The 20,769-nt window shown below is 51.2% G+C and carries 22 protein-coding genes; 1 reads left to right on the top strand and 21 read right to left on the bottom strand.

Features of this window, described 5'->3' with window-relative positions; genetic code table 11:
- Nucleotides 1–602 precede the first annotated feature (602 nt).
- The 11 genes from HCN83_RS07460 to HCN83_RS07410 form a co-directional block, all read right to left on the bottom strand.
- Complete coding sequence (locus HCN83_RS07460; RefSeq protein ID WP_168005940.1) at nt 603–1,457, bottom strand: GNAT family N-acetyltransferase; 855 nt, start codon at nt 1,455–1,457, stop codon at nt 603–605.
- Between the two features lie 549 nt (nt 1,458–2,006).
- Nucleotides 2,007–3,827 carry a peptidoglycan-binding protein gene (locus HCN83_RS07455; RefSeq protein WP_168005939.1) on the bottom strand — a complete coding sequence of 607 codons (1,821 nt, stop codon included), beginning with the start codon at nt 3,825–3,827 and terminating at the stop codon, nt 2,007–2,009.
- A gap of 325 nt (nt 3,828–4,152) precedes the next feature.
- A complete protein-coding gene (locus HCN83_RS07450) occupies nt 4,153–4,470 on the bottom strand; it encodes a hypothetical protein (protein ID WP_168005938.1) in 318 nt (105 codons plus the stop codon).
- Nucleotides 4,471–5,038: 568 nt separating this feature from the next.
- On the bottom strand, nt 5,039–5,197 hold the full coding sequence (locus HCN83_RS07445; protein ID WP_168005937.1) for a hypothetical protein: 159 nt from the start codon (nt 5,195–5,197) through the stop codon (nt 5,039–5,041).
- A gap of 72 nt (nt 5,198–5,269) precedes the next feature.
- Nucleotides 5,270–5,446 carry a hypothetical protein gene (locus HCN83_RS07440; protein WP_168005936.1) on the bottom strand — a complete coding sequence of 59 codons (177 nt, stop codon included), beginning with the start codon at nt 5,444–5,446 and terminating at the stop codon, nt 5,270–5,272.
- Between the two features lie 35 nt (nt 5,447–5,481).
- On the bottom strand, nt 5,482–5,877 hold the full coding sequence (locus HCN83_RS07435; RefSeq protein WP_168005935.1) for a hypothetical protein: 396 nt from the start codon (nt 5,875–5,877) through the stop codon (nt 5,482–5,484).
- Between the two features lie 346 nt (nt 5,878–6,223).
- Nucleotides 6,224–6,652 (bottom strand): 3-hydroxyacyl-ACP dehydratase FabZ, encoded by a 429-nt coding sequence (gene fabZ / locus HCN83_RS07430; RefSeq protein ID WP_168005933.1) that lies wholly within the window; start codon nt 6,650–6,652, stop codon nt 6,224–6,226.
- Between the two features lie 41 nt (nt 6,653–6,693).
- Entirely contained in the window at nt 6,694–7,005 is a 312-nt protein-coding gene (locus HCN83_RS07425) for a DNA-directed RNA polymerase subunit beta (RefSeq protein ID WP_168005932.1), read from the bottom strand.
- 36 nt (nt 7,006–7,041) lie between these two features.
- Complete coding sequence (locus HCN83_RS07420) at nt 7,042–7,854, bottom strand: flagellar hook-basal body protein (protein WP_246238138.1); 813 nt, start codon at nt 7,852–7,854, stop codon at nt 7,042–7,044.
- Between the two features lie 29 nt (nt 7,855–7,883).
- Nucleotides 7,884–8,675: a flagellar hook-basal body protein gene (locus tag HCN83_RS07415; protein ID WP_168005930.1), complete on the bottom strand. Its 792-nt coding sequence runs from the start codon at nt 8,673–8,675 to the stop codon at nt 7,884–7,886.
- A 24-nt stretch (nt 8,676–8,699) separates the two neighbouring features.
- Nucleotides 8,700–9,695: a rod shape-determining protein gene (locus HCN83_RS07410; protein ID WP_168005929.1), complete on the bottom strand. Its 996-nt coding sequence runs from the start codon at nt 9,693–9,695 to the stop codon at nt 8,700–8,702.
- Nucleotides 9,696–9,973: 278 nt separating this feature from the next.
- Here HCN83_RS07410 and HCN83_RS07405 point away from each other — a divergent pair, with 278 nt between their 5' ends.
- Nucleotides 9,974–10,864: a manganese catalase family protein gene (locus HCN83_RS07405; protein WP_168005928.1), complete on the top strand. Its 891-nt coding sequence runs from the start codon at nt 9,974–9,976 to the stop codon at nt 10,862–10,864.
- Nucleotides 10,865–11,002: 138 nt separating this feature from the next.
- Here the strand turns inward: HCN83_RS07405 and murA are convergent, their stop codons facing one another.
- From murA to atpB, 10 genes are all read right to left on the bottom strand, one after another.
- Nucleotides 11,003–12,334, bottom strand: coding sequence for a UDP-N-acetylglucosamine 1-carboxyvinyltransferase (murA, locus tag HCN83_RS07400; protein WP_168005927.1), 1,332 nt, complete (start codon nt 12,332–12,334; stop codon nt 11,003–11,005).
- 247 nt (nt 12,335–12,581) lie between these two features.
- Complete coding sequence (locus HCN83_RS07395; RefSeq protein WP_168005926.1) at nt 12,582–12,815, bottom strand: DUF1146 family protein; 234 nt, start codon at nt 12,813–12,815, stop codon at nt 12,582–12,584.
- A gap of 1,312 nt (nt 12,816–14,127) precedes the next feature.
- Nucleotides 14,128–14,520 (bottom strand): F0F1 ATP synthase subunit epsilon, encoded by a 393-nt coding sequence (locus tag HCN83_RS07390; protein WP_168006024.1) that lies wholly within the window; start codon nt 14,518–14,520, stop codon nt 14,128–14,130.
- 118 nt (nt 14,521–14,638) lie between these two features.
- Nucleotides 14,639–16,051, bottom strand: a complete 1,413-nt coding sequence (gene atpD / locus HCN83_RS07385; RefSeq protein WP_168005925.1) for a F0F1 ATP synthase subunit beta — start codon at nt 16,049–16,051, stop codon at nt 14,639–14,641.
- Nucleotides 16,052–16,078: 27 nt separating this feature from the next.
- Nucleotides 16,079–16,963: an ATP synthase F1 subunit gamma gene (gene atpG / locus HCN83_RS07380; RefSeq protein WP_168005923.1), complete on the bottom strand. Its 885-nt coding sequence runs from the start codon at nt 16,961–16,963 to the stop codon at nt 16,079–16,081.
- 62 nt (nt 16,964–17,025) lie between these two features.
- Nucleotides 17,026–18,534, bottom strand: a complete 1,509-nt coding sequence (gene atpA, locus HCN83_RS07375) for a F0F1 ATP synthase subunit alpha (RefSeq protein ID WP_168005921.1) — start codon at nt 18,532–18,534, stop codon at nt 17,026–17,028.
- 13 nt (nt 18,535–18,547) lie between these two features.
- Complete coding sequence (locus HCN83_RS07370) at nt 18,548–19,099, bottom strand: F0F1 ATP synthase subunit delta (protein ID WP_168005919.1); 552 nt, start codon at nt 19,097–19,099, stop codon at nt 18,548–18,550.
- Nucleotides 19,096–19,593, bottom strand: coding sequence for a F0F1 ATP synthase subunit B (atpF, locus tag HCN83_RS07365; protein WP_168005917.1), 498 nt, complete (start codon nt 19,591–19,593; stop codon nt 19,096–19,098). The genes HCN83_RS07370 and atpF overlap by 4 nt, the downstream gene beginning before the upstream one ends.
- Nucleotides 19,594–19,720: 127 nt before the next feature.
- Nucleotides 19,721–19,951, bottom strand: a complete 231-nt coding sequence (gene atpE, locus HCN83_RS07360) for a F0F1 ATP synthase subunit C (RefSeq protein WP_205774536.1) — start codon at nt 19,949–19,951, stop codon at nt 19,721–19,723.
- 76 nt (nt 19,952–20,027) lie between these two features.
- A complete protein-coding gene (atpB, locus tag HCN83_RS07355) occupies nt 20,028–20,753 on the bottom strand; it encodes a F0F1 ATP synthase subunit A (RefSeq protein WP_246238137.1) in 726 nt (241 codons plus the stop codon).
- Nucleotides 20,754–20,769 lie beyond the last annotated feature (16 nt).

The following is a 20,769-nucleotide window of genomic DNA, read 5'->3' as shown; positions in this document are numbered from 1 at the left end:
GTACATTTTACTCCGGCGGGAGCTGTTTTTTATTTTTGCTCTGTTAAAGCCTGGTGCTAAGATGAAAGAAGTATGCCTGTGGCTCATTTTTCTTTGCTTGCTACGGAGAAATCCTTCAGCTAACCCTTCTTTCGTCCGGGACGTTCTTCACGCTTTTGTTTTCCACAGGCGTCTTGAAAAGCGTTTTTCATTTTTGGGATATAGGAGTCAGAGAAAAAAACCATCGATGGCTTTTGTTTTGCAAAGCAAGAGCGAAGCGGAAATCGGCGGACACCTGTGAGCCGGGAAGGTCCCGCAGCGTAGCGAGGAAGCGGAGGACCTCGTCCACGACAAGCTTGCCGAGCTGCAGTGACGCGGCCTTCTACCAACAATGAATCGTAACAGAGCCACTCCTGCAATGACAACCTGCACCATGAAAGATGAACATCACGAACGCTGTGGAACGAAGGCGAGGACACCCAAAGGATCAGCGCAGTGCGAGAGTCCATGTTGGCGACACGCTCTTTCGCCAATAGTAGTCGAGAACAAGCCTTGGGTAAGCCTTCGCCGAGAGTGAAACAGCTTGATGTACGTTGGTTGAACGAGCTATTTTCAAGGTAGTCTTATTTTTTCATATGTCCATACAGCGTCCACCTCGATCGCAGCTCAAACGGATGGCCAGCCGGCAGAGCGTCGGCTTCCTGGATGTCGAGCCACACCTGAAGGGGCTCCTGCAGCTGCTGCTCGCTCTGTACGTGTGCAGAGGCAATCGTCTCCCACAGACCCGGCTGATCGTTATAGTCGTTCCATGGGTAGACGACGTGCAGATACGAGCGGTCTTTCGTATCGATTTTCGTCAGCATGTAGCGGGTTCCCGCATCGTTTTCGTAAAAGCGCCATGTGTTCAGGTTCTCATGACTGAAGAGCGCATCTGTTGCGGGAAACGGATAGTAGCATTCGTATGGAAAAACACCACCCGCTTCCAGAAACGTTTCCCTAAGCCAGCTCCGCTTTCGCTCTCCATCCGTGATCTGCTGCCATGGTGTATAGCCGTTTGCAAGCCTGCTTACATCATCGGCTGCTGCAATTTGCAAGGTCGCCTGCTGATTCAGACCGATATTGGCGAGCACTTTTCTGGCTGGCGTGTTTTGTTCTTCCGTGTTGCCGCCGACCCAGTGAATGTGAGGTTGGGCGAGTGCTTCCTCTTTAACGTGGCTCATGAGCGTTGTCGCAAACGATCGGCCCCGGTAGCGCCTGTCACTCCGTAAACGTCCCAGCATTGCGTAGCGCCCTGCAAAGACCGTATAGCCGGCCGTGCTGATCAGCCGGTCATCTGTAAACAAGCCGTACATTTCACTCCGTCCGCCTGTCAGCCGGTAAAATATTCGGGCGACATAATCATCTTCTATGCCGGTATCCATGCTTCGGTAAAGGTCAATGTCTTCTCCTGTCAAGGTTCGGATCGAATAATCAGTCATACATAGCTGCCTCCCTGCTTCAAAAAGTATCTCTGTTTAGTATAGCGGATTCAGGAAATGACAGGAAGAAATACGATGTGCCGGTCGCACAAGCACGCTTTTTCTCCGCACCACACGGATCATCCTACGCTGTACATTGCACTGCAGTCAGAGATACCATCTACAACTCGGCATGTCCTTCGCCACTTGCGAATTGGTTGCAACGTAACGTTACACCTGCTTCATAAAAGCGAAACCTCCTGTCTGCAGATTCTTTGCAGCATGCTTGATAAAACTGTTTTAAAATTAATTCGCGAAAAGTTTCCGTTTTATGTTTAATAACCCCTGTCCCGGGGAACACCTCTACTAAGAGTTGAAACCACCACTTTCATCTCTCCCCCCTATCATTTTTGATAGAAAAAATGCCGGCAATACTTAGTTATTCTGGCGAAGGAATAAGGCAGCCTGCACCTCCGTCCCAAGGTGTATGGCTGCCTTTTCCTTTTATATGTTTATGTAGAAGAAGGCCCCTCAGCTGCTGATAGCGCTGAGAGGCCTTCTTTTTTAATTTTAGTGGCGGCGTGTGCCGAGGTATCGCTGGCTCCAGTAGCTCGAGCTCAGGCTTGCGATCGTAACGCCTGTGGAGCTTCCGGCGTGAATAAACTGGCCATTACCGATGTAGATCCCGTTGTGGGACGGACCGGACGTATACGTTTCAAAAAAGACGATGTCGCCGACGCGGCGGTTTGAGCTTGATACGTGTGAACCGGCTGCATGCTGCTGCGCAGCGGTACGAGGCAGGTTTTTGCCGTTCTGCTTAAACACGTACTGGATAAAGCCGCTGCAGTCGAATCCGGCAGTCGTCGTACCGCCCCAGCGGTACGGCACTCCGATCAGCGCCGAAGCGTCTGCGATCAGGTTAGTGACGTTAAAGCCTCCGCCAGAGCTTCCTGGAGTTGCGTTCCCCTGGTGGATCGAGGAAACCTCCTCCAGCTTGTTCCACGTGGAGGTCGTGACAATGCCGTCGGCCGTCAGTCCCCAGCGCTGCTGGAACTGAGTAACGGCACGTTTTGTGACATCCCCGAAATAGCCGGTCGATGTACCGGAGAAAAATCCGGCTGCTTTCAGGCGGTCCTGAAGCTCACGCACGTTATCGTTACGGGCGCCGTGCTGAAGCACTGTATTAGAAGACGAGCCGCTTGAGGCGTTGCTGCCGCCGCTGCTTCCTGACGAGCTTCTCGGACTCGCATTTTCAAGCGCCCGGAACGTCTGCGGTCCTGCCACACCGTCCACGCCGATTCCCGCAGCCCTCTGAAAATCGCGGACCGCCTGCTGCGTCTGTGGTCCGAACGTTGATGAAATTGGCCCGCTGTAATAGTTCAGGTCGGTCAGAGTTCTCTGAAGTGAACGAACTGACTCACCCGTTGAGCCAGAGCGAAGCGTTGCGGTACTTGTCGAGCTTCCGGAGCTGGAAGAACCGGACGATGCGTTACCCGATGAACCGGAGCTTCTTGGACTAGCATTCTCAAGAGCACCAAACGTCTGCGGGCCGGCAATACCGTCTACTCCGATACCTGCGGCACGCTGAAAATCGCGAACAGCCTGCTGTGTAGCCGAGTTATAGCTTCCGTTTACGCTGCCGCTGAAGTAGTTCAGCTCCTTCAGCCGGTTTTGCAGGCTGCGCACCTGTTCGCCGGATGAGCCGGATCTTAAAATCGTCGAGCTGCTTCCGGATGACGAACTGCCTGAAGAAGAGGAGCCTGATGAGGCGTTCACTTCCCGATTCAGCTGGCCAAGCGTCTGTGGTCCGGCAATACCGTCTACGGACAGATTGCGGGCGCGCTGAAAATCACGGACGGCGTCTCTTGTGGAGTTACCGTAGCTTCCCGTCGTCTGCGACTGTTTATAAAAGCCAATTTTGCCGAGATTGATCTGCAACTGCTCCACCGCACTGCCTGATGATCCCGGACGCAGCACCTGCGACGCATTCATCTGCGCAGCTGACGCACTGGAAATGCTCTTCTGGGAGGATGAGCCTGACGAGCTGCTGGAGCTGTTAGAACTGCTGTTGGAGCTGGAAGAGCTTGACGTTCCTAGTGCTCCGAACGTCTGCGGACCGGCAATCCCGTCTACCTGCAAGTTGTTAGCGCGCTGAAAATCTCTGACTGCTTGTCTGGTAAGAGGCCCAAAGACGCCATCTACGGTGTATGTATAGTGGCCCTTTTCTTTAAGCTTTTCCTGCAGCGTGCTGACATCACTGTTCGACATCCCCACACGGAGCGTCTGATCTCCAAAAGCTGCTTCTGTGACGGCTGGGGCGGCAAACATAACACCGGTAGCTGCGACTGTTGAGACGACGGCTGTTCTGACACTGCTCATTTCCACTTTCATTCGGCAATCCTCCTTCAGCTATTACGAAAATTCCATCAGTTGAGCGACATAAATTGGCATAGAACTCGATCAAAATATATATGAAAAGATAAAACCTCTTCTATTATCGGTGATTTAGACCAGGTCTTAACAGTTCCAAACGTCCCATTTTCAGAATATTTATGAGGTCCTAAAAACAGGAAGTTTGTTGCTGATTTTGAGGTTTGATTATGATGGTTAAGAGGGTATGAGCCCGCAGAAACGCCCACGGCACAGTCGTTTTTAAACACAAATAACCCCCTGCGTCAAAAGGGGTTAAGACGCAGGGGGAGAAAAACAGCTGAGTTTACTCAGCGTCTTCTTCCATTTCGTTTTCTTCCATGTTATCTTCTGCAGGATCTTCTTCGTTCATGGCGTCATCTTCCTCCATGTTGTCCTCTGCAGGGTCGTTCTCCATGTTGTCTTCTTCATTCATTGCGTTGTTTTCTTCTGCAGGATCGTTTTCCATGTCGTCCTCTACATCTGCGTTATCCTCGACCGGAGTCGTGTTGTTTTCAGCTGGATCGTTTTCAAGTCCGTTGTCTGCATCATTGCCGCCGCATGCTGCGAGCATCCCAACTGCAAATACGCTTGTAAGAATAGATAGGCTTAACTTTTTCTTCATTGTTAATTCCTCCTGAGTTTGGATCTTGATTATAACGCTCATCCGCCGCATGTCCTGCGTGGACTGACGTTATCATACCGTGCAGAAGGACCTGCTTCAATAGATTCTGTGTTTTTTGCAAACTGTTCCACGATCTGCGACAATGTTGTGAAAAAATGCACGTCCAATCGTGGGAAAGTATACGAATAATCGTATGCTGAGGAAGCAATGGTAGAAGTCCCGTCTTCCTGTTTTTGATAAAGTTAACGTTTTGCAGGCGGAAGTTGAACGTTTTGCCGCTGCAAATGATGCTTTTTTCGTTATAACAGTCTTAAGTTGATGCTCGTAAACATTTCCCATCCGAGGTTAACGCTTTTGCAGCCAAAGTTGAAGCTTTACTAGCTTCATTTCGGGAGCGAGGTTAATGCTTTTTGCGGCAAAAGTTAAACACTTTCCCAAAGCCCGGAGCCAGCTCCCGCATCTATCGAGGTGACCCGCTGCTATGTTTTTACCCGCGCAGCGGAAATCACCGGACAGCCCTTTCCGAACAAACTAAAAAGCCCCTCCACAAAAGGAGAGGCTAAAGGTTTTACATATCCGCGTCGTTATCTTCCATGCCGTCGTTTTCCATGCCGTTATTCTCCATTGGCTCGTTTTCGATCTCATTTCCTTCCATATCTCCGCAGGCGGCAAGTGCTCCGACTGAAAACATAGATGCAAGTGCTGTAACCATCAGTTTCTTTTTCATGTTTACCACTCCTTTGTAGAATTTAAGAAAAATTTATCTCAACGGGCTGTTAACAACCCGGTGAATGAATCATCATGTTTCGTCTGCTTCATTGACCGGTTCGTTGAGACCTTCGTTCATGTCAGCATCGTCATCAATCATCGGATCTTCATTGACGTTTTCCGACTCCAGATTTTCGGCTCCGTCACCACAGGCAGCCAGAGTAAGCAGAGCTGCTGCAGCAAAGGATACAAAAGACACAAGCTTCATATGCGTTCCCTCATTTTCTTAGGAAGGACTCGATTTTAGTAATCTTCGTTGTCCTCATCGTTCATATCGTCGTTCATGTCATCGTCCATATCATCATTCATGTCGTCATCCATATCATTGTCCATGTCGTCATTAATGTCATCATTTTCCATACCGTCATTGTTCATATCATTTTCCATATCATCATTCATACCGTCATTTTCCATGTTATCTTCAGCATCATCTTCCATGCCATTGTCTTCCATGTTGTTATCCATGTCATTGTCCATGCCGTCATCTTCCATGTCGTTCTCCATGCCGTTGTTTTCCATGCCATTGTTGTTGCCGGCAGGATCGTTGGCTGGGTCGTTCTCAGCGTTGTCTCCGCACGCTGCGAGTGTACCGATTACGAACATACTGGATAGTGCACTGATCATCATTTTCTTCTTCATTATAAATTCCTCCTTGGAATAATTGCATTTTTTATCACAGGCGCCGGTTCTTCTCTCCCGAGCGCTCTGTTCTGTCTATTACCTTCCCTCCCTTCTGTAAAACGTATCTAACCGGGATTGGACAATCTCCCACATTCCTCTCATAAAGTACCAAAGTCTCAGGAAAGCGGGAACAGGTGCTCTTCCAGCCAGTCTCGTTTCCCATTTTTGCCTGCTTTCCTCCTCGTTTGTGTTCGGTTTACGATACGTTTCTCCGGATTCCGTTTACCGGACTTTCTTCCTTCGACGGTTGTTAAGCAGCACGCAAAAAGCCGGGGGATGGCTCCCCGGCTTCTGTCACGTTTATTCAGCTGTCTCCTAACGCAAACATAAGCTCTGCTTCTGCAACGAGCTTACCGTCTACTTTAGCCTGGGCTTTTCCTTTGCCGACCGGCCCGCGCAGCCGTGTGATTTCGACTTCCAGCTCCAGCTGATCACCCGGCTTTACCTGTCCTTTAAACCGGCAGCTGTCGATCCCTGCAAAGAAGGCCAGCTTGCCGCGGTTTTCTTCTTTCTTTAAAATAGCTACCGCTCCGACCTGAGCGAGCGCTTCAATGATGAGTACGCCGGGCATCACCGGATAGTCCGGAAAATGACCGTTAAAAAATTCCTCGTTAGCGGTAACGTTTTTCAGGCCGACTGCCCGTTTTCCTTCTTCGACCTCCAGAATCCGGTCGATAAGCAGAAAAGGGTAGCGGTGCGGAATAATTTCTTTGATTTCTTCTGTTGAAAGCATCTGTATCCATCCTTTCGGTTCATTAGACGCATAAAAGGGTGTCAGCTGCCGCCGTCACCCTCTGTGTCTCCGTAAATAATATCATAAATATGCTGCCACGTTTCCGGCTCAAAAATCTCCATCGGATCGGTCCCTTCGCCGATGATCGTATAGCCGATCATCGCACCGACCACGCCGGATACGGCAATTAAAACGAGTGCGAGCACGATACGCAGCCAGATCGGCACCCAGCGGATCGGCCGCCAGAACCATCCGCTTCGCTGCTTTTTCTCTTTCGCCGCAGGCTCTGCCGGCTTATCGTGCTGTTCTTCCTCTTTTCCGCTGGACGTGCGGTATTTGGTTTCATCATTCATACGTATCGATGCTCCCTGTCTTTCAAGCTGTTCCTGTTAACGCAGGTTCGTGACCATTCCCATCATCTGATCGGTCATGTTTGCAGCACTCGCGTTGAACTGATAGTGGCGCTGCGCGGCAACCATATCACTCATTTGCTTTGCCGTATCGACGTTTGCCATTTCAAGCGCCTGCTGCTGGACGACCTGTGCCCCGTTTCCGTCAGCCAGAACGTCCGCTTCAGCTGCCCCAAGCTCCTCTAAATCCGGGAAAGAAACGATGCCTCCGCCCTGCTGTTCCAGCAGCTGCGGTTTTGTGATTTCGACTGTCTGCAGGGCACCAGCTGCGATTTCTGTGCCATCTTCATCCGTTACAAAGATACCACCCGTTTCATCAATCCGCAACCCGGCATAGTTTTCAGGAATCGCTGCAGGAGCTCCGTCTGCTCCGAGAATATACTCGCCTTCTCCATTCACGAGCTGATTCGTTCCGTCTTCCGCCGGACTCAGGTAAAACGCGCCGTCCCGCGTAAATCGGCGCGTGCCGTCTTCAGCTGCTGCAAGCTCAAAGAAAAACCCTGGTTCGGTAATGGCCGCATCCAGATCCCTGCCTGTCTGCTGAAGCGTTCCCTGCTCAAAGCGAATGGCCGTCTGAGCGACACCGGCTCCGCTGCCGCGTCTGATGCCTGCAGGAGTATCCCGCCCTTCTTCATACGGACCGACGCGCTGATTTTGCACCTGGCGGAACATCAGATCGGCAAAGGAAGTATCTCTGCGCTTAAAGCCGGTCGTGTCGGCGTTTGCCAGGTTATGACCGACGTTGTCCAGCTTGTACTGGACCTGTCCCATCGTCACCGCTGAATTTATCATCGACTGGTTCATGAAATCCCTGCCTTTCGCTACTGAACGCGGCCGATGTCGTTAACGGCGCGCTCCAGGCTCTGATCATAGGCCTGCAGCATTTTTTGATTTGCTTCAAACGTTCGCATCGTGTTCATCATTTCCGTCATCGTCTGTCTTGAGTCGACGTTGGACCGTTCAATGAAGCCCTGTTCGAGCGTGTACGGTGCTTCCTCGTTCCCGACCGCGGTCACAGCTGCTTCTTCCCCTTCATACGCAAACAGTCCCTCGCCTTCTTTGACGAGCTGGGCCGCCTCCGGAATCACCACGATACTCAGCTGTGCGATCTCATTTTCATCCGCATCGAGCACATGGCCTTCGGGCGTCACTGTGATCTGTTCGCTGCTGGCTTCTATTTCATTTCCGTCCGTATCGAGAATGTAGTGACCGGAAGGAGTCGTTAGAAACCCTTCTGCATCAACCGTAAAGCTGCCGCTCCGCGTATAGCGTGCCCCATCTTCCGACACTGTTTCGAACATAAGCGCAGCTCCTTCTGGAAGCGCTCCTTCAAGCAGCGCCACATCGAGGCTGTTTCCCGTTTCCTGCACGTCACCCTGCCGGAAATTCGGCGTTCGTTCCTGCATATATACGCCGGTTGAGAGCGCTCCGATCTGGCCGTGCGGGCCGTTTCCTCCTCTTGCTTCGAGAAGCATGTTCGGGAATGTCCGCATCGAAGCCTGATCGGCTTTATATCCGGGCGTTTCGGCATTGGCCATGTTATTGGTCAGCATTTCCTGGCGGCGCTGCTGGGCAATCATCCCGGCCCCCGCCGTGTAAAGTCCTCTTAGCATCGTGACAGATTCCTCCTTATTGGATCAGCGGTTGCGGCGGACTTTATCGAGGTTCTCAAGTAAAATTCCGGTGCCTTTTGCGACACACTGCATTGGCTCCTCTGCGACAAAAACCGGTACGAGCAGCTCATCACTCAGCAGCTCATCGATGCCGTGCAAATAGGCTCCTCCGCCTGTGATCGTGATCCCTCTGTCTATAATATCGGCAGAAAGTTCAGGCGGTGTAATTTCCAGGACCGTTCTTGCTGCCTGAACGATGTGGGAAACGGATTCTGACATCGCCTGTTTTACTTCCTGCGCTGTAACCATAATCGTTTTCGGAAGCCCGGTGACCATGTCACGGCCGCGGATTTCCATATCTCCATCGCGTCCCTGCGGGGAAACGGTGCCGATTTCTTTTTTAATCAGCTCTGCCGTGCGCTCCCCGATCATGAGCTTATGCTTCTTCTTAATGTGAGTTAAAATGTCCTGATCGAAACGGTCGCCTGCTACGCGGATCGATTCCGCTGTGACGATATCCCCCATTGACAGCACCGCTACATCCGTCGTACCGCCTCCGATATCGACGACCATGTTTCCGCTTGGCTGCCAGATGTCCATCCCGGCGCCGACTGCGGCTACTTTCGGTTCTGCTTCCATATAAATCTGCTTGCCGCCGCTTTTTTCAGCAGCCTCCCGGATCGCCTTCTGCTCGACCGAAGTGATGTTTGTCGGACAGCAGATTAAAATCCGCGGCTTGGAAAACCAGCCACGCATGTTAATTTTTTGCAAAAAGTGGCGCAGCATCGCTTCTGTCGTATCAAAATCCGCGATAACACCGTCTTTTAACGGACGAATCGCGACAATGTTTCCAGGCGTGCGGCCTACCATGTTAAATGCTTCTTCTCCGACTGCGAGCACCTGCCCGGAACCGGTTTCAATTGCAACGACGGACGGTTCATCGAGAACGATGCCCCGGCCTTTCACATGTATTAATACGTTAGCAGTTCCTAAATCGATCCCGATATCTCGTCCAAACATGTAGCTAAGCCTCCTAATAAATATGTACTCCCGCTCTATAGACAGGACGTGTATGCAGGCACACAAATCCGCTCATTCTATCATTTTACCATAAGACGGGAATCGACAGCTATTTCTTTTACCGAAAATACCCGGGTCTTTTGTTCCGTCTGCAGCTGCCTGTATTGGAATTGGCACCTATGCCAAAAGATGGATTTTCAGAAAATTTCGTTATTTATATGAAAGATCGGGTACTAGTAAACCGTTCGTGTTTGATAACCTATAAAGGAGTGAAGACAATGTTCCAACGTTTTGACAAGCTGCAAATTGATCTTCCGATGCCAGACAAAGCAGACCCGAAAGCCGCGGCAGCCGTTCAGGAACTGATGGGCGGACGTTTTGGCGAAATGTCGACTTTGATGAACTACATGACTCAGTCCTTTAACTTCCGGCGCAAAAAGAAGCTGAAGCCGTTTTATGATTTGATCAGCAGTATTTCCGGTGAGGAGCTCGGACACGTAGAGCTCGTTTCCGCAACGATTAACTCTCTCATGGAAGGCGCGACGGATGATAGTCCGGACCCGGATGCTCCGCTCGCAAACGGCCTTGACGGGCCGAACCTCCACCACTTTATCGTTAACGCACAGACCAGCATTCCCGGAAACTCCATGAACATTCCCTGGCAGGGTGACTACGTATTTAACAGCGGCACGCTCGTGCTGGACCTTCTCCACAACTTCTTCCTGGAGTGCGGAGCCCGTACACATAAAATGCGCGTGTATGAGATGACGAGCCACCCGGTCGCGCGGGAAATGATTGGCTACCTGCTCGTACGCGGCGGTGTGCATACGCTCGCTTACGCAAAAGCCCTTGAAGAGCTGACCGGCGTAGACGTGAAGAAGATGATGCCGATCCCGGATCTCGACAACAGTAAATATGCAGAAGCCGAGGCATTTGAAATGCAGGGACTTCATCGTAAGCTGTTTACGTTCAGCCCGGATGACTACCGCGACATCGATAAAATCTGGGTCGGGAACCATCCGGATGACGGCAAGCCGCTGGAAGTGGAAATTGGCATGCCGGAGGGTGGCGAAAAGCCGGACTTCGAAGCGAAGACAGAAGAATTCGCACCAGGCTATGACGTTGATTATTTCTATGACATCGCGAAAAAGCTGCAGGATCGCATGTAAACGCACGAAAAAGAAGCCAGACGGAGGTGATGCACCTCGTCTGGCTCTTTTTGTGCTGTTCCTGGCAATATTTCCGGGGAAATGAAAAGCCCGGGCACCTGGCCCGGGCTCTAAAGAATAAGTGCGGTATGAATGATATTACGCCTTAAAACTGACCGTTTCCTCTGACGCTTCAACCGTAGCCGCTGCTTCTTCCTGTACTTCTTCCATGTCTCCCACTCGTTCAATGTCTGCACCGAGAGCGAGAAGCTTTTCCGTAAAGCCAACGTAGCCGCGGTCGATATGCTTCAGCTCCGTCACGCGCGTCCGGCCTTCTGCGACCAAACCTGTGAGAACGAGTGCAGCACCTGCGCGGAGGTCCGTAGAGGCTACTTCTGCTCCCTGCAGCGCAACCGGTCCGTTTACGATTGACGTACGGCCTTCGATTTTAATATCTCCGTTCATGCGGCGGAATTCTTCCACGTGCATGAAGCGGTTCTCAAATACCGTTTCCGTGATCACGCTGTTGCCTTCTGCGATCAGCATCATCGCCATCATCTGCGACTGCATATCAGTCGGGAAGCCCGGATGCGGCATTGTTTTAATGTCGACTGCCTTCAGCTTATCCGGTCCGATCACGCGAAGACCGGTTCCTTCTTCTTCGATGTGAACCCCCATCTCTGTCATCTTTGCAATGACCGGACGAAGGTGTTCCGGCAGAACGTTTTCGATCAGCACGTTGCCGCCTGTGATAGCAGCGGCTGCCATGTACGTTCCTGCTTCGATACGGTCCGGAATGATCGTATGATTCGCTCCGTGAAGTTCTTCTACCCCGTCAATCCGGATCGTGCCTGTTCCTGCACCGCGAACCTTTGCTCCCATCGCGTTCAGGTACGTCGCAAGGCAGACAATTTCCGGCTCTTCTGCTGCGTTTTCAATGATCGTCGTGCCCTCAGCCATAGAAGCTGCCATCATGATGTTTTCCGTTGCGCCAACGCTGGGGAAGTCAAGGTACACTTTGTCGCCTTTGAGTCGTCCGTCCACTTTCGCTTCAATGAAACCATTGCCGATTTCCACTTCCGCTCCCATTGCTTCGAAGCCTTTCAGATGCTGGTCAATTGGACGGGATCCGATTGCGCATCCGCCTGGAAGTGCAATGCGGGCGTGGCCTTCACGTGCGAGAAGCGGCCCCATAACGAGAAAGGATGCGCGCATTTTCCGCACGTATTCAAACGGTGCTTCCACTGCGAGGTCGCGTTCTGCGTTTACCTGAATGTGGTTCGTTCCATTATAGTCGACATCAGCGTTCAGATTGCGGAGCACCTCACTGATCGTATACACATCTGCAAGTGCCGGAACGTCGTAAATGTTGCTCGTTCCCTTGCTGGCAAGAATGGATGCTGCGATAACCGGCAGTACAGCGTTTTTGGCTCCTTCAATTCGCACGGAACCGCTCAGACGCTGGCCGCCTTGTACAATAATTTTTTCCAATGCTTTCCCCTCCGTATCCATGTTGCGTTTTACAACTGGTAGTCGTGTCGCTTCTTATTAATTACAACGTTTAAAGACAGTGTCTGGTTCATTTTAAAGCTGATTTTTTTCTGCGCGTTGTTTGAGCAATGCTGTACCCCTGTACAACAATGCATTGTTCCGGCATCATAGTAGCTGATGCAGCCGGCATGCTCCCCGGTTCATGATGGTGCCGTACGTTTATATGTACGGGTCTCAAGTCGGCCGGTCAAAACATATAGCGCAGGGATGTTGCCCAGTTCAGGTAGTTCAGAATAAATCCGGTTACCAGATGGGTCAGTGCAAGCGTCGTAAGAATCATCAATGTTTTCACTTTGATCCCGTCAGGATCTTTGACAAACACATCAAATCGAAAGGACTGGATACACCACCAGACGATGACAAGCACCATCAGACTGATTAAAATGCTGAACAGTGACTGCTGTCCCAGTGATTCAAACATCATCTCATACCCTCCGAATACGCTCTGCTGTGCGTTTTCTTGTGAAAGTCTGCACGAACCCCAGACTGGCACAACCTCTATCATAACGAAAAAATGTCTTGGCGAAAACCGCTTATAAGCATAAATCGCGAGAAAATGCTAGGTATTTGGAACGATTTTCGGACACATTTACCAATTTTGCTGATAGTTGCACAGAAAAGCCAGAAAACAGCGCTATTTTGCCTAAAAAGCACTTAATACTCTCATTCACTATTTCCAGCAAATTTAACCCTCTTTTTGTTATTAAAATGTAATATTTGCTGAAAGAAGCCGCTGTATGAGGCAAAGGAAGCGTTTCATCCTGATTCTGCATCTCATTAGACGAGTTATGGTTCGAGACGTTTCACTTTATCGGATATTTTACGGGAAGTTTGGAATATTTTCTTTCACAGGGGAAGGGGACGGTCAGCGGTTATTCTTCTGGCGAATCTCAGCGCCCGCTGCTTTGCCGGAAAGTTATTATTTCCGGCGTTGAACTTATTAAACGGAGCTGTAATCTTATCATTTGGAGGCTCAAACTTTTCAATCTGGACGGGAAACGTATTACGGTTATCATTCGGCGTTCGCTATACAGAAAATCTTTTCATTTCCTCTCATGAAGTTATCATTCTCCAGGGCAAGTTATCATATCCCAGCGCATAGAAAAAACCGGACACCTGGTAAGGCGTCCGGTTTTCAGAGTGTTGATAGCATGATTATAGGTGAATAACGTTGAATCTGCCTGTATCTGCGGACACTCGCTTTCCGGAGGGAACGGGCACACGCTAACCGCTTCCTCCTGCTTTCGGAAGCGCTGGATCTTCGCCACGTTCTGATCCTCCAGGAGTCGAGGTCCTTCGATGTCGGCAGCTGGCTGTGCGTTTCAAATGCCTGGTTATGACTGCACAATCGGCTTCCATACAGATAGAACCTTCCTAATGAGACGTTTCGATGTTGAATAGGAGTGCTAGTACTTCCCAGAATTCATGATAAAAGTTATAAAATAGTCGCGTCTGCCTATTATGACATTATTCTCTAAGAATCAGAGCCGTTTTCCCGATGTGTCCGGCGTGCCCGTGGAAGCCGCGCAGCCTGAAGATTCCGTGCCGTTCAGATCTGCTAACGGCATCAACGCATACGAGGGTCACCCTGAGAAATAGCTGAAGACCAGCCCACGGCAAGTTTCCTCCGGTAAACAGAGAGGAAATACAACTAAACGAATAAACATGGCAGCTAATAGACTTTTTCAACAGCCTAAAAAACCGGACACCTGGTAAGGCGTCCGGTCTTCTTTTTAACCCTGGGCGACGTCGAGTCGGTTCAACGCGCGCTTTAATGCCAGCTCGGCGCGGCGGAAATCAATGTTTTCCTTTTTCGCCTCTTGGAGTCGGCGCTCGGCGCGTTCCTTCGCGGCGCGGGCCCGGGTAATATCAATGTCAGACGGCAGCTCTGCGGATTCAGCAAGCACGTTGACCTCATCGCCGCGGACTTCCATGAAGCCGCCGCTCAGTGCGATGAGCTGGACCTTGCCATCCTGCTTGAGGCGGACTGGTCCGATATCGAGCGGAGTCACGAGCGGAAGGTGGCGCGGCAGGATGCCGAGCTCGCCTTCGATCGTTCTCACGCTGATCATGTTCACTTCTCCGTCAAATACGGTGCCGTCTGGAGTGACGACGTTCGCTTGCATCGTACTCACCGGTCACCCTCCTTCTCGAAAGGCCGCCTTCTGCCGTTAAGCAGAAGCGGGCGCTTCGATTTGCTGATGGCATCGTGCCGGCAGCTCGTGCCGGACGTGAGGCCGTGTATTAGGACATCTGCTTCGCTTTTTCGACAACCTCTTCGATACGGCCGACGAGACGGAAGGCATCTTCCGGAATATCGTCATACTTACCTTCGAGGATTTCCTGGAAGCCTTTAATTGTTTCTTTAACCGGTACGTAAGAACCTTTCTGCCCGGTGAACTGCTCGGCTACGTGGAAGTTCTGCGACAGGAAGAACTGGATACGGCGCGCACGGGATACAGTCAGCTTGTCTTCTTCAGACAGCTCGTCCATACCGAGGATTGCGATAATATCCTGAAGCTCCTTGTACTTTTGCAGCGTTTCCTGAACTTCACGTGCCACCGCATAGTGCTCGTCGCCGACGATTTCCGGGGAAAGTGCTCGGGACGTCGATGCGAGTGGATCCACCGCCGGGTAAATACCCATCTCGGAAAGCTTACGCTCCAGGTTCGTCGTTGCATCAAGGTGTGCGAACGTCGTTGCTGGTGCAGGGTCTGTGTAGTCATCGGCAGGGACGTAGATCGCCTGGATCGATGTAACAGAACCTTTCTTCGTCGACGTGATTCGCTCCTGCAGCTGACCCATCTCCGTAGAGAGTGTCGGCTGATACCCTACCGCGGAAGGCATACGTCCAAGGAGGGCGGATACTTCCATACCGGCTTGAGTAAAGCGGAAGATGTTGTCGATAAAGAGCAGTACGTCTTTTCCTTCGTTATCACGGAAATGCTCTGCCATTGTGAGACCGGTCAGGGCTACACGCATACGTGCACCCGGCGGCTCGTTCATCTGGCCGAAAACCATCGCCGTCTGGTTGATAACGCCGGAATCCTTCATTTCGAAGTAGAGGTCGTTCCCTTCACGGGTACGCTCCCCTACGCCGGCAAATACGGAAATACCTTCGTGCTCCTGAGCGATGTTGTTGATAAGCTCCTGGATCAGAACGGTCTTCCCTACTCCGGCACCGCCGAACAGACCGATCTTACCACCCTTTACGTATGGGGCAAGCAGGTCAACGACTTTGATACCTGTTTCAAGAATTACCGTTTCCGTCTGTAGCTCATCGTAAGCAGGAGCTTGACGGTGAATCGGGTTGCGCGGTACGTCTGCTGCGATTTCTTCATCGAGGTCGATGTTTTCACCGAGTACGTTGAAGACGCGGCCGAGCGTAGCGTCCCCGACTGGTACGGAAATGGCTCTTCCCGTGTCGAGTACTTCTGTTCCGCGGACGAGTCCGTCTGTAGAGGACATCGCAACCGTGCGGACTGTATCGTCTCCGAGGTGCAGCGCAACTTCCAGCGTCAGTTCAATGCTGACTTCGCCTTCTGTCTGCGCCTGCTCGGAAATCGTGATGGCGTTATAAATTTCAGGCAGGTGGCCTCGTTCAAACTGAACGTCTACTACCGGACCGGTAACCTGCGTGACGCGTCCTTTCATCATGGTCTTTCCTCCTCCACCTTAGCTGTCTTAGCTTTGTGCTGCGGCTCCGCCGACGATCTCGTTGATTTCCTGCGTGATCGCTGCCTGACGGGCGCGGTTGTAGCTGAGTGTCAGTTCGCTGATGCGGTTGTCTGCGTTATCCGTTGCAGAGCGCATTGCGGACATTCGGGCGCCGAACTCACTGGCCTTTGCATCAAGCAGGGAGCCGTAAATCAGGCTTTCTGCGTAGTGCGGGAGCAGCTTTTCGAGAATCGTTTCGGCATCCGGCTCGTACAGGTAGGAAAGGCGTCCGGAAGATTCCTCTTTCGGCTCCTCAGCCTCCTCTACAAGGCTTGTCAGCGGAAGCAGCTTCGCTTCTGTTACCTTCTGGCTGATCGCACTGATAAAGTGGTTGTAGTGAATGAACACTTCGTCAAACACTTCATCGGTAAACATCTGCACCGTTGTTTCCGCTATATTTTTAATCTCCGCATATTCCGGCTGGTCAGCGAGACCGACGATTTCCTGGACAATCGGCATGTTGCGCTTCTTAAAGAAGTCGCGGCCGACTTTTCCGATGACAACGAGACCGTACTCATCCTCGGAGTTATGACGCTCCTGGATCAGCTGGTACGTTTCACGGAGAAGTCCGCTGTTGTACGCGCCGCAAAGTCCGCGGTCGGACGTGATGACAATGTAGCCGGTTTTGCGGATTTCCTGTCTCTCCTGAAGCATCGGGTGGGACACGTCTTCGGAGCCCTTGGCGATGCTTGCGACTACCTCACGGATTTTCGACTGGTACGGCTGAAACTGTTCAGCTTTCCCCTGGGCACGATTAAGCTTGGCAGCGGAGACCATTTCCATGGCTTTCGTAATCTGCTTCGTCTTTTTCGTGGAGCCGATCCGTGTTTTAATATCCTTCAGAGATGCCAACGTTCTTCACCACCTTTACTGCGGAAAAGCCGGGGAGGAATGCCTCCCCCGCTGTCTTTACATTAGTTTGAGGACTGGAACGTCTTCTTGAATTCGTCAATCGCACCTGTCATCGCTTCGTCATCTGCGAGCGCGCCGGTGTCCTTGATGTGAGACAGAAGATCTTTTTTATTGTGCTCGAGGAACGTGTACAGCTCCGCTTCAAAGCGGCGTACATCTTCCACCTCGATGTCGTCGAGATGTCCTCGCGTCAGTGCGAATAGAATGAAGACCTGCTTTTCAACCGGAAGCGGCTGGTTGAGGCCCTGCTTGAGCACTTCTACCGTACGGGCACCGCGGTCGAGCTTCGACTTTGTCGAGGCATCGAGGTCGGAACCGAACTGAGCGAAAGCTTCAAGCTCACGGTAAGAGGCAAGGTCGAGACGGAGTGTACCGGCTACCTTCTTCATCGCCTTAATCTGGGCGGAACCACCTACACGTGAAACGGAAAGACCTGCGTCAACGGCCGGGCGTACCCCGGAGAAGAAGAGGTTGGACTGCAGGAAGATCTGACCGTCCGTGATCGAGATCACGTTTGTCGGAATGTAGGCTCCGATATCGCCTGCCTGTGTTTCAATGAACGGCAGTGCAGTCAGAGAGCCTGCTCCTTTGTCGTCGCTGAGCTTTGCAGCACGCTCAAGCAGACGAGAGTGAAGATAGAAAACGTCCCCTGGGAATGCTTCACGACCCGGCGGGCGGCGGAGCAGGAGGGAAAGCTCACGGTAGGCTGCTGCCTGCTTCGTGAGGTCATCGTAAATAACAAGCACGTGCTTGCCGTTGTACATGAATTCTTCACCCATGGAAACCCCGGCGTACGGCGCGAGGTAAAGAAGCGGTGCCGGCTGGGAAGCACTTGCTGTGACGACGATCGTGTAATCGAGTGCGCCGTGCTGGCGAAGTGTTTCTACCACGCCTGCAACCGTTGATTCCTTCTGACCAATTGCGACATAAATACAGATCATGTCCTCTTCTTTCTGGTTGATGATCGTATCCATGGCAATCGCTGTTTTACCAGTCTGACGGTCCCCGATGATCAGCTCACGCTGGCCGCGGCCGATCGGAATGAGGGAATCGATTGCTTTTACGCCCGTCTGAAGCGGCTCATGTACAGACTTACGGTCCATAACACCAGGAGCAGCGCTTTCAATCGGACGTGTTTTAGATGTTGCTACCGGGCCTTTGCCGTCAAGCGGCTGACCGAGCGGGTTTACAACGCGTCCGAGGAGCTCTTCCCCTACCGGTACTTCCATGATTCGTCCTGTACGTTTGACTTCGTCTCCTTCACGAATATCAACATACGGTCCGAGAATGATAATACCTACGTTGTTCTCCTCGAGGTTCTGGGCCATACCCATGACACCATTGGAAAACTCGAGCAGTTCTCCGGCCATAACGTTCTCCAGGCCGTGAGCAACGGCGATCCCGTCCCCGACACGGATGACGGTACCGACATCATTTACTTCCATTTCAGATTCATAGCCTGCAATCTGCTGCTTCAGCAGCGAACTGATTTCATCGGCTCTGATGCTCATATATCGTTCACCCCTATCTACTGATGCCTGCAGTCATGCGTTCATGAATGCGTGCAAGCTGATTCGCGACAGTGCCATCATACACAGTATCTCCGATGCGTACGCGCAGCCCGCCGATGACGTCTTTGTCCGTAATGTTATGGATCGTCAGCTTCTGCTTGCCGGAACGCTTTGCAAATACGTCTGCAACTGCGTTCTTTTCAGCTTCACTGAGCGGCTTTGCTGAATGTACGACCGCTTCGGCAACGCCCTGCGCTTCATATGTAAGCGCCTTGAAGTTGTCCGCAATGGCTGAAAACAGCGATTCGCGCTGGTTGTCCACGAGAACCTTCAGCAGGTTCACTACCTGCTGGCTGACTTTGCCGGAAAAGGCCTGGTCGAGGATCTCTTTTTTACGGATGTTCGTCATCTTTGGATGGCGGAACACTTCGTCAAGAAGGTTCGTGTCCTGCGTAACCTGTGCTACGGTATCAAGATCTTCCAGAGTCGTGTCCAGCGTCCCCTGCTCCTGCGCCAGTTCAAACAGCGCAGTGGCATAACGCACACCGATTGGATGTCTCATCATAGGTCTTCGCCAACTTCTTTAAGTGTTTCCTGAATGAGTTTCTCCTGTTCCCGTTCATCCAGTTCTTTCTCGATTACCTTGGATGCGACAAGGACAGACAGGGTGGAAACTTGCTCACGAAGCGCGGAGATAGCCTGTGCTTTTTCTGTGTTGATTTCCTGTTTCGCGTTTTCTTTCATTCGTTCTGATTCACGGCGTGCGTTCTGCATGATGTCCGCAGCCTGGTTTTCACTTGATTTCTTCGCGTTTTCCACGATTTCTTTCGCTTCTTCACGCGCTGTCTGAATGGCGTCACGCTGCTCCTGCAGGTACTTTTCAGACTCTTCGCGGTTCTTTTCTGCCGTAGCGATCTGGTCAGCTACATGTTTTTCCCGCTTTTCCATCATTCCCATAACAGGACCGAAGGCAAATTTCTTTAGCAGGAGAAGCAGAACGAAAAATGCTGCTATTTGATAAAGCGCATTAATCCATTCAATTTCATTGATATCAAACAACAGGGTCGCCTCCTTTTTCCTAAGCTGTCTTGTGGGAAAAGGGAATCCAGACGCGCTGGATCCCTCTATCTACATAAGGAATGGCGAAGCGAGTTAAAACTTCTCCGCCAGATTGAATGTGTTAAACCTACATTTGACCAAGGAGCAGGAAGGAGATAACGATCGCAAAGATCGGAAGGGCCTCTACGAGCGGGATACCAATGAACATAACTGTCTGAAGCGGACCGCGGAGCTCAGGCTGACGAGTAACACCCTGAAGCGTGTTTGCAACAACGATAGCAACCCCGATACCACCTGCGATAGCTGCAAGTCCAGCTGCTAGACCAATACCAATACCAATAAGACCAATTTCAATCATTCTGAAAATCCTCCTTAGAATTATGTGTGATAGATGTATGAAGAATACGCCCTTGCAGGGTCATTATTCACGAAAATTAGTGTTCCTCGTTTACTTTGTGAGCCATGTACACCATCGTCAGCATGACAAAGATGAAGGCCTGAAGGGAACCAATAAAGACACTGAATGCCTGGAAAATAACGAGCGGCAGAAACGCACCGAACACCCAGAACAAACTTGACGTACCAAGGCCGACGAGCATGACGATGATAACTTCTTTCGCATAAATGTTTGCGAAAAGTCGCATACCAAGCGTGACCGTGTTGGAAAACTCCTCAATCAGCTTAAATGGTAATAAGAAGCCGACGGGACGGAGGTAATCCTTCCCGTATTCTTTCGGTCCTTTCAGCTTAATGCCGTAATAATGCGTAAGCAGAATTACGAACAGGGCCAGTGAAAGGGTCAGAACCGGATTTGATGTCGGGGAATTCCACCAGACGTAGTGCTCTCCGGCAGTCGCAAGCTCAAACGGAACACCCATCATGTTCGCTACGAACACGTAAAGGATGAGCGTGATGCCCAGCATAAAGAAATTTTTGCCGCGTTCCCAGTCCATCGTACTGCTGATGATGTTTTTGATAAACTGCACGAGATACTCAATGGCATTCTGCGCGCCGGTCGGATACATCTCAATGCGTCGTGTCATAAAGAATACGACGAAAAAGACGATGGCCATCGCTGCGGTAATCAGCAGAATGTTCGGCACGTTGACCGTCATCCATGGAATACCAAACAGATCGACCGTTAAGAATTGATTATCCAATCGTAAATTCACCTCT

Origin of the sequence: Alkalicoccus luteus (genome assembly GCF_012034335.1) — a bacterium.
GTDB classification, from domain to species: Bacteria; Bacillota; Bacilli; order Bacillales; family Salisediminibacteriaceae; genus Alkalicoccus; species Alkalicoccus luteus_A.
The sequence above is the reverse complement of the archived record's forward strand: the minus strand, read 5'-3'. Positions and strand labels throughout refer to the sequence as shown.

Excerpts from the sequence above, each read along its gene's own strand:
- HCN83_RS07460 (WP_168005940.1), bottom strand. The coding sequence starts at position 1,457 with ATGACTGATTATTCGATCCGAACCTTGACAGGAGAAGACATTGACCTT.
- HCN83_RS07455 (WP_168005939.1), bottom strand. The coding sequence starts at position 3,827 with ATGAAAGTGGAAATGAGCAGTGTCAGAACAGCCGTCGTCTCAACAGTC.
- HCN83_RS07450 (WP_168005938.1), bottom strand. The coding sequence starts at position 4,470 with ATGAAGAAAAAGTTAAGCCTATCTATTCTTACAAGCGTATTTGCAGTT.
- HCN83_RS07445 (WP_168005937.1), bottom strand. The coding sequence starts at position 5,197 with ATGAAAAAGAAACTGATGGTTACAGCACTTGCATCTATGTTTTCAGTC.
- HCN83_RS07440 (WP_168005936.1), bottom strand. The coding sequence starts at position 5,446 with ATGAAGCTTGTGTCTTTTGTATCCTTTGCTGCAGCAGCTCTGCTTACT.
- HCN83_RS07435 (WP_168005935.1), bottom strand. The coding sequence starts at position 5,877 with ATGAAGAAGAAAATGATGATCAGTGCACTATCCAGTATGTTCGTAATC.
- fabZ (WP_168005933.1), bottom strand. The coding sequence starts at position 6,652 with ATGCTTTCAACAGAAGAAATCAAAGAAATTATTCCGCACCGCTACCCT.
- HCN83_RS07425 (WP_168005932.1), bottom strand. The coding sequence starts at position 7,005 with ATGAATGATGAAACCAAATACCGCACGTCCAGCGGAAAAGAGGAAGAA.
- HCN83_RS07420 (WP_246238138.1), bottom strand. The coding sequence starts at position 7,854 with ATGATAAATTCAGCGGTGACGATGGGACAGGTCCAGTACAAGCTGGAC.
- HCN83_RS07415 (WP_168005930.1), bottom strand. The coding sequence starts at position 8,675 with ATGCTAAGAGGACTTTACACGGCGGGGGCCGGGATGATTGCCCAGCAG.
- HCN83_RS07410 (WP_168005929.1), bottom strand. The coding sequence starts at position 9,695 with ATGTTTGGACGAGATATCGGGATCGATTTAGGAACTGCTAACGTATTA.
- HCN83_RS07405 (WP_168005928.1), top strand. The coding sequence starts at position 9,974 with ATGTTCCAACGTTTTGACAAGCTGCAAATTGATCTTCCGATGCCAGAC.
- HCN83_RS07395 (WP_168005926.1), bottom strand. The coding sequence starts at position 12,815 with ATGTTTGAATCACTGGGACAGCAGTCACTGTTCAGCATTTTAATCAGT.
- HCN83_RS07390 (WP_168006024.1), bottom strand. The coding sequence starts at position 14,520 with ATGCAAGCGAACGTCGTCACTCCAGACGGCACCGTATTTGACGGAGAA.
- atpD (WP_168005925.1), bottom strand. The coding sequence starts at position 16,051 with ATGATGAAAGGACGCGTCACGCAGGTTACCGGTCCGGTAGTAGACGTT.
- atpA (WP_168005921.1), bottom strand. The coding sequence starts at position 18,534 with ATGAGCATCAGAGCCGATGAAATCAGTTCGCTGCTGAAGCAGCAGATT.
- HCN83_RS07370 (WP_168005919.1), bottom strand. The coding sequence starts at position 19,099 with ATGATGAGACATCCAATCGGTGTGCGTTATGCCACTGCGCTGTTTGAA.
- atpE (WP_205774536.1), bottom strand. The coding sequence starts at position 19,951 with ATGATTGAAATTGGTCTTATTGGTATTGGTATTGGTCTAGCAGCTGGA.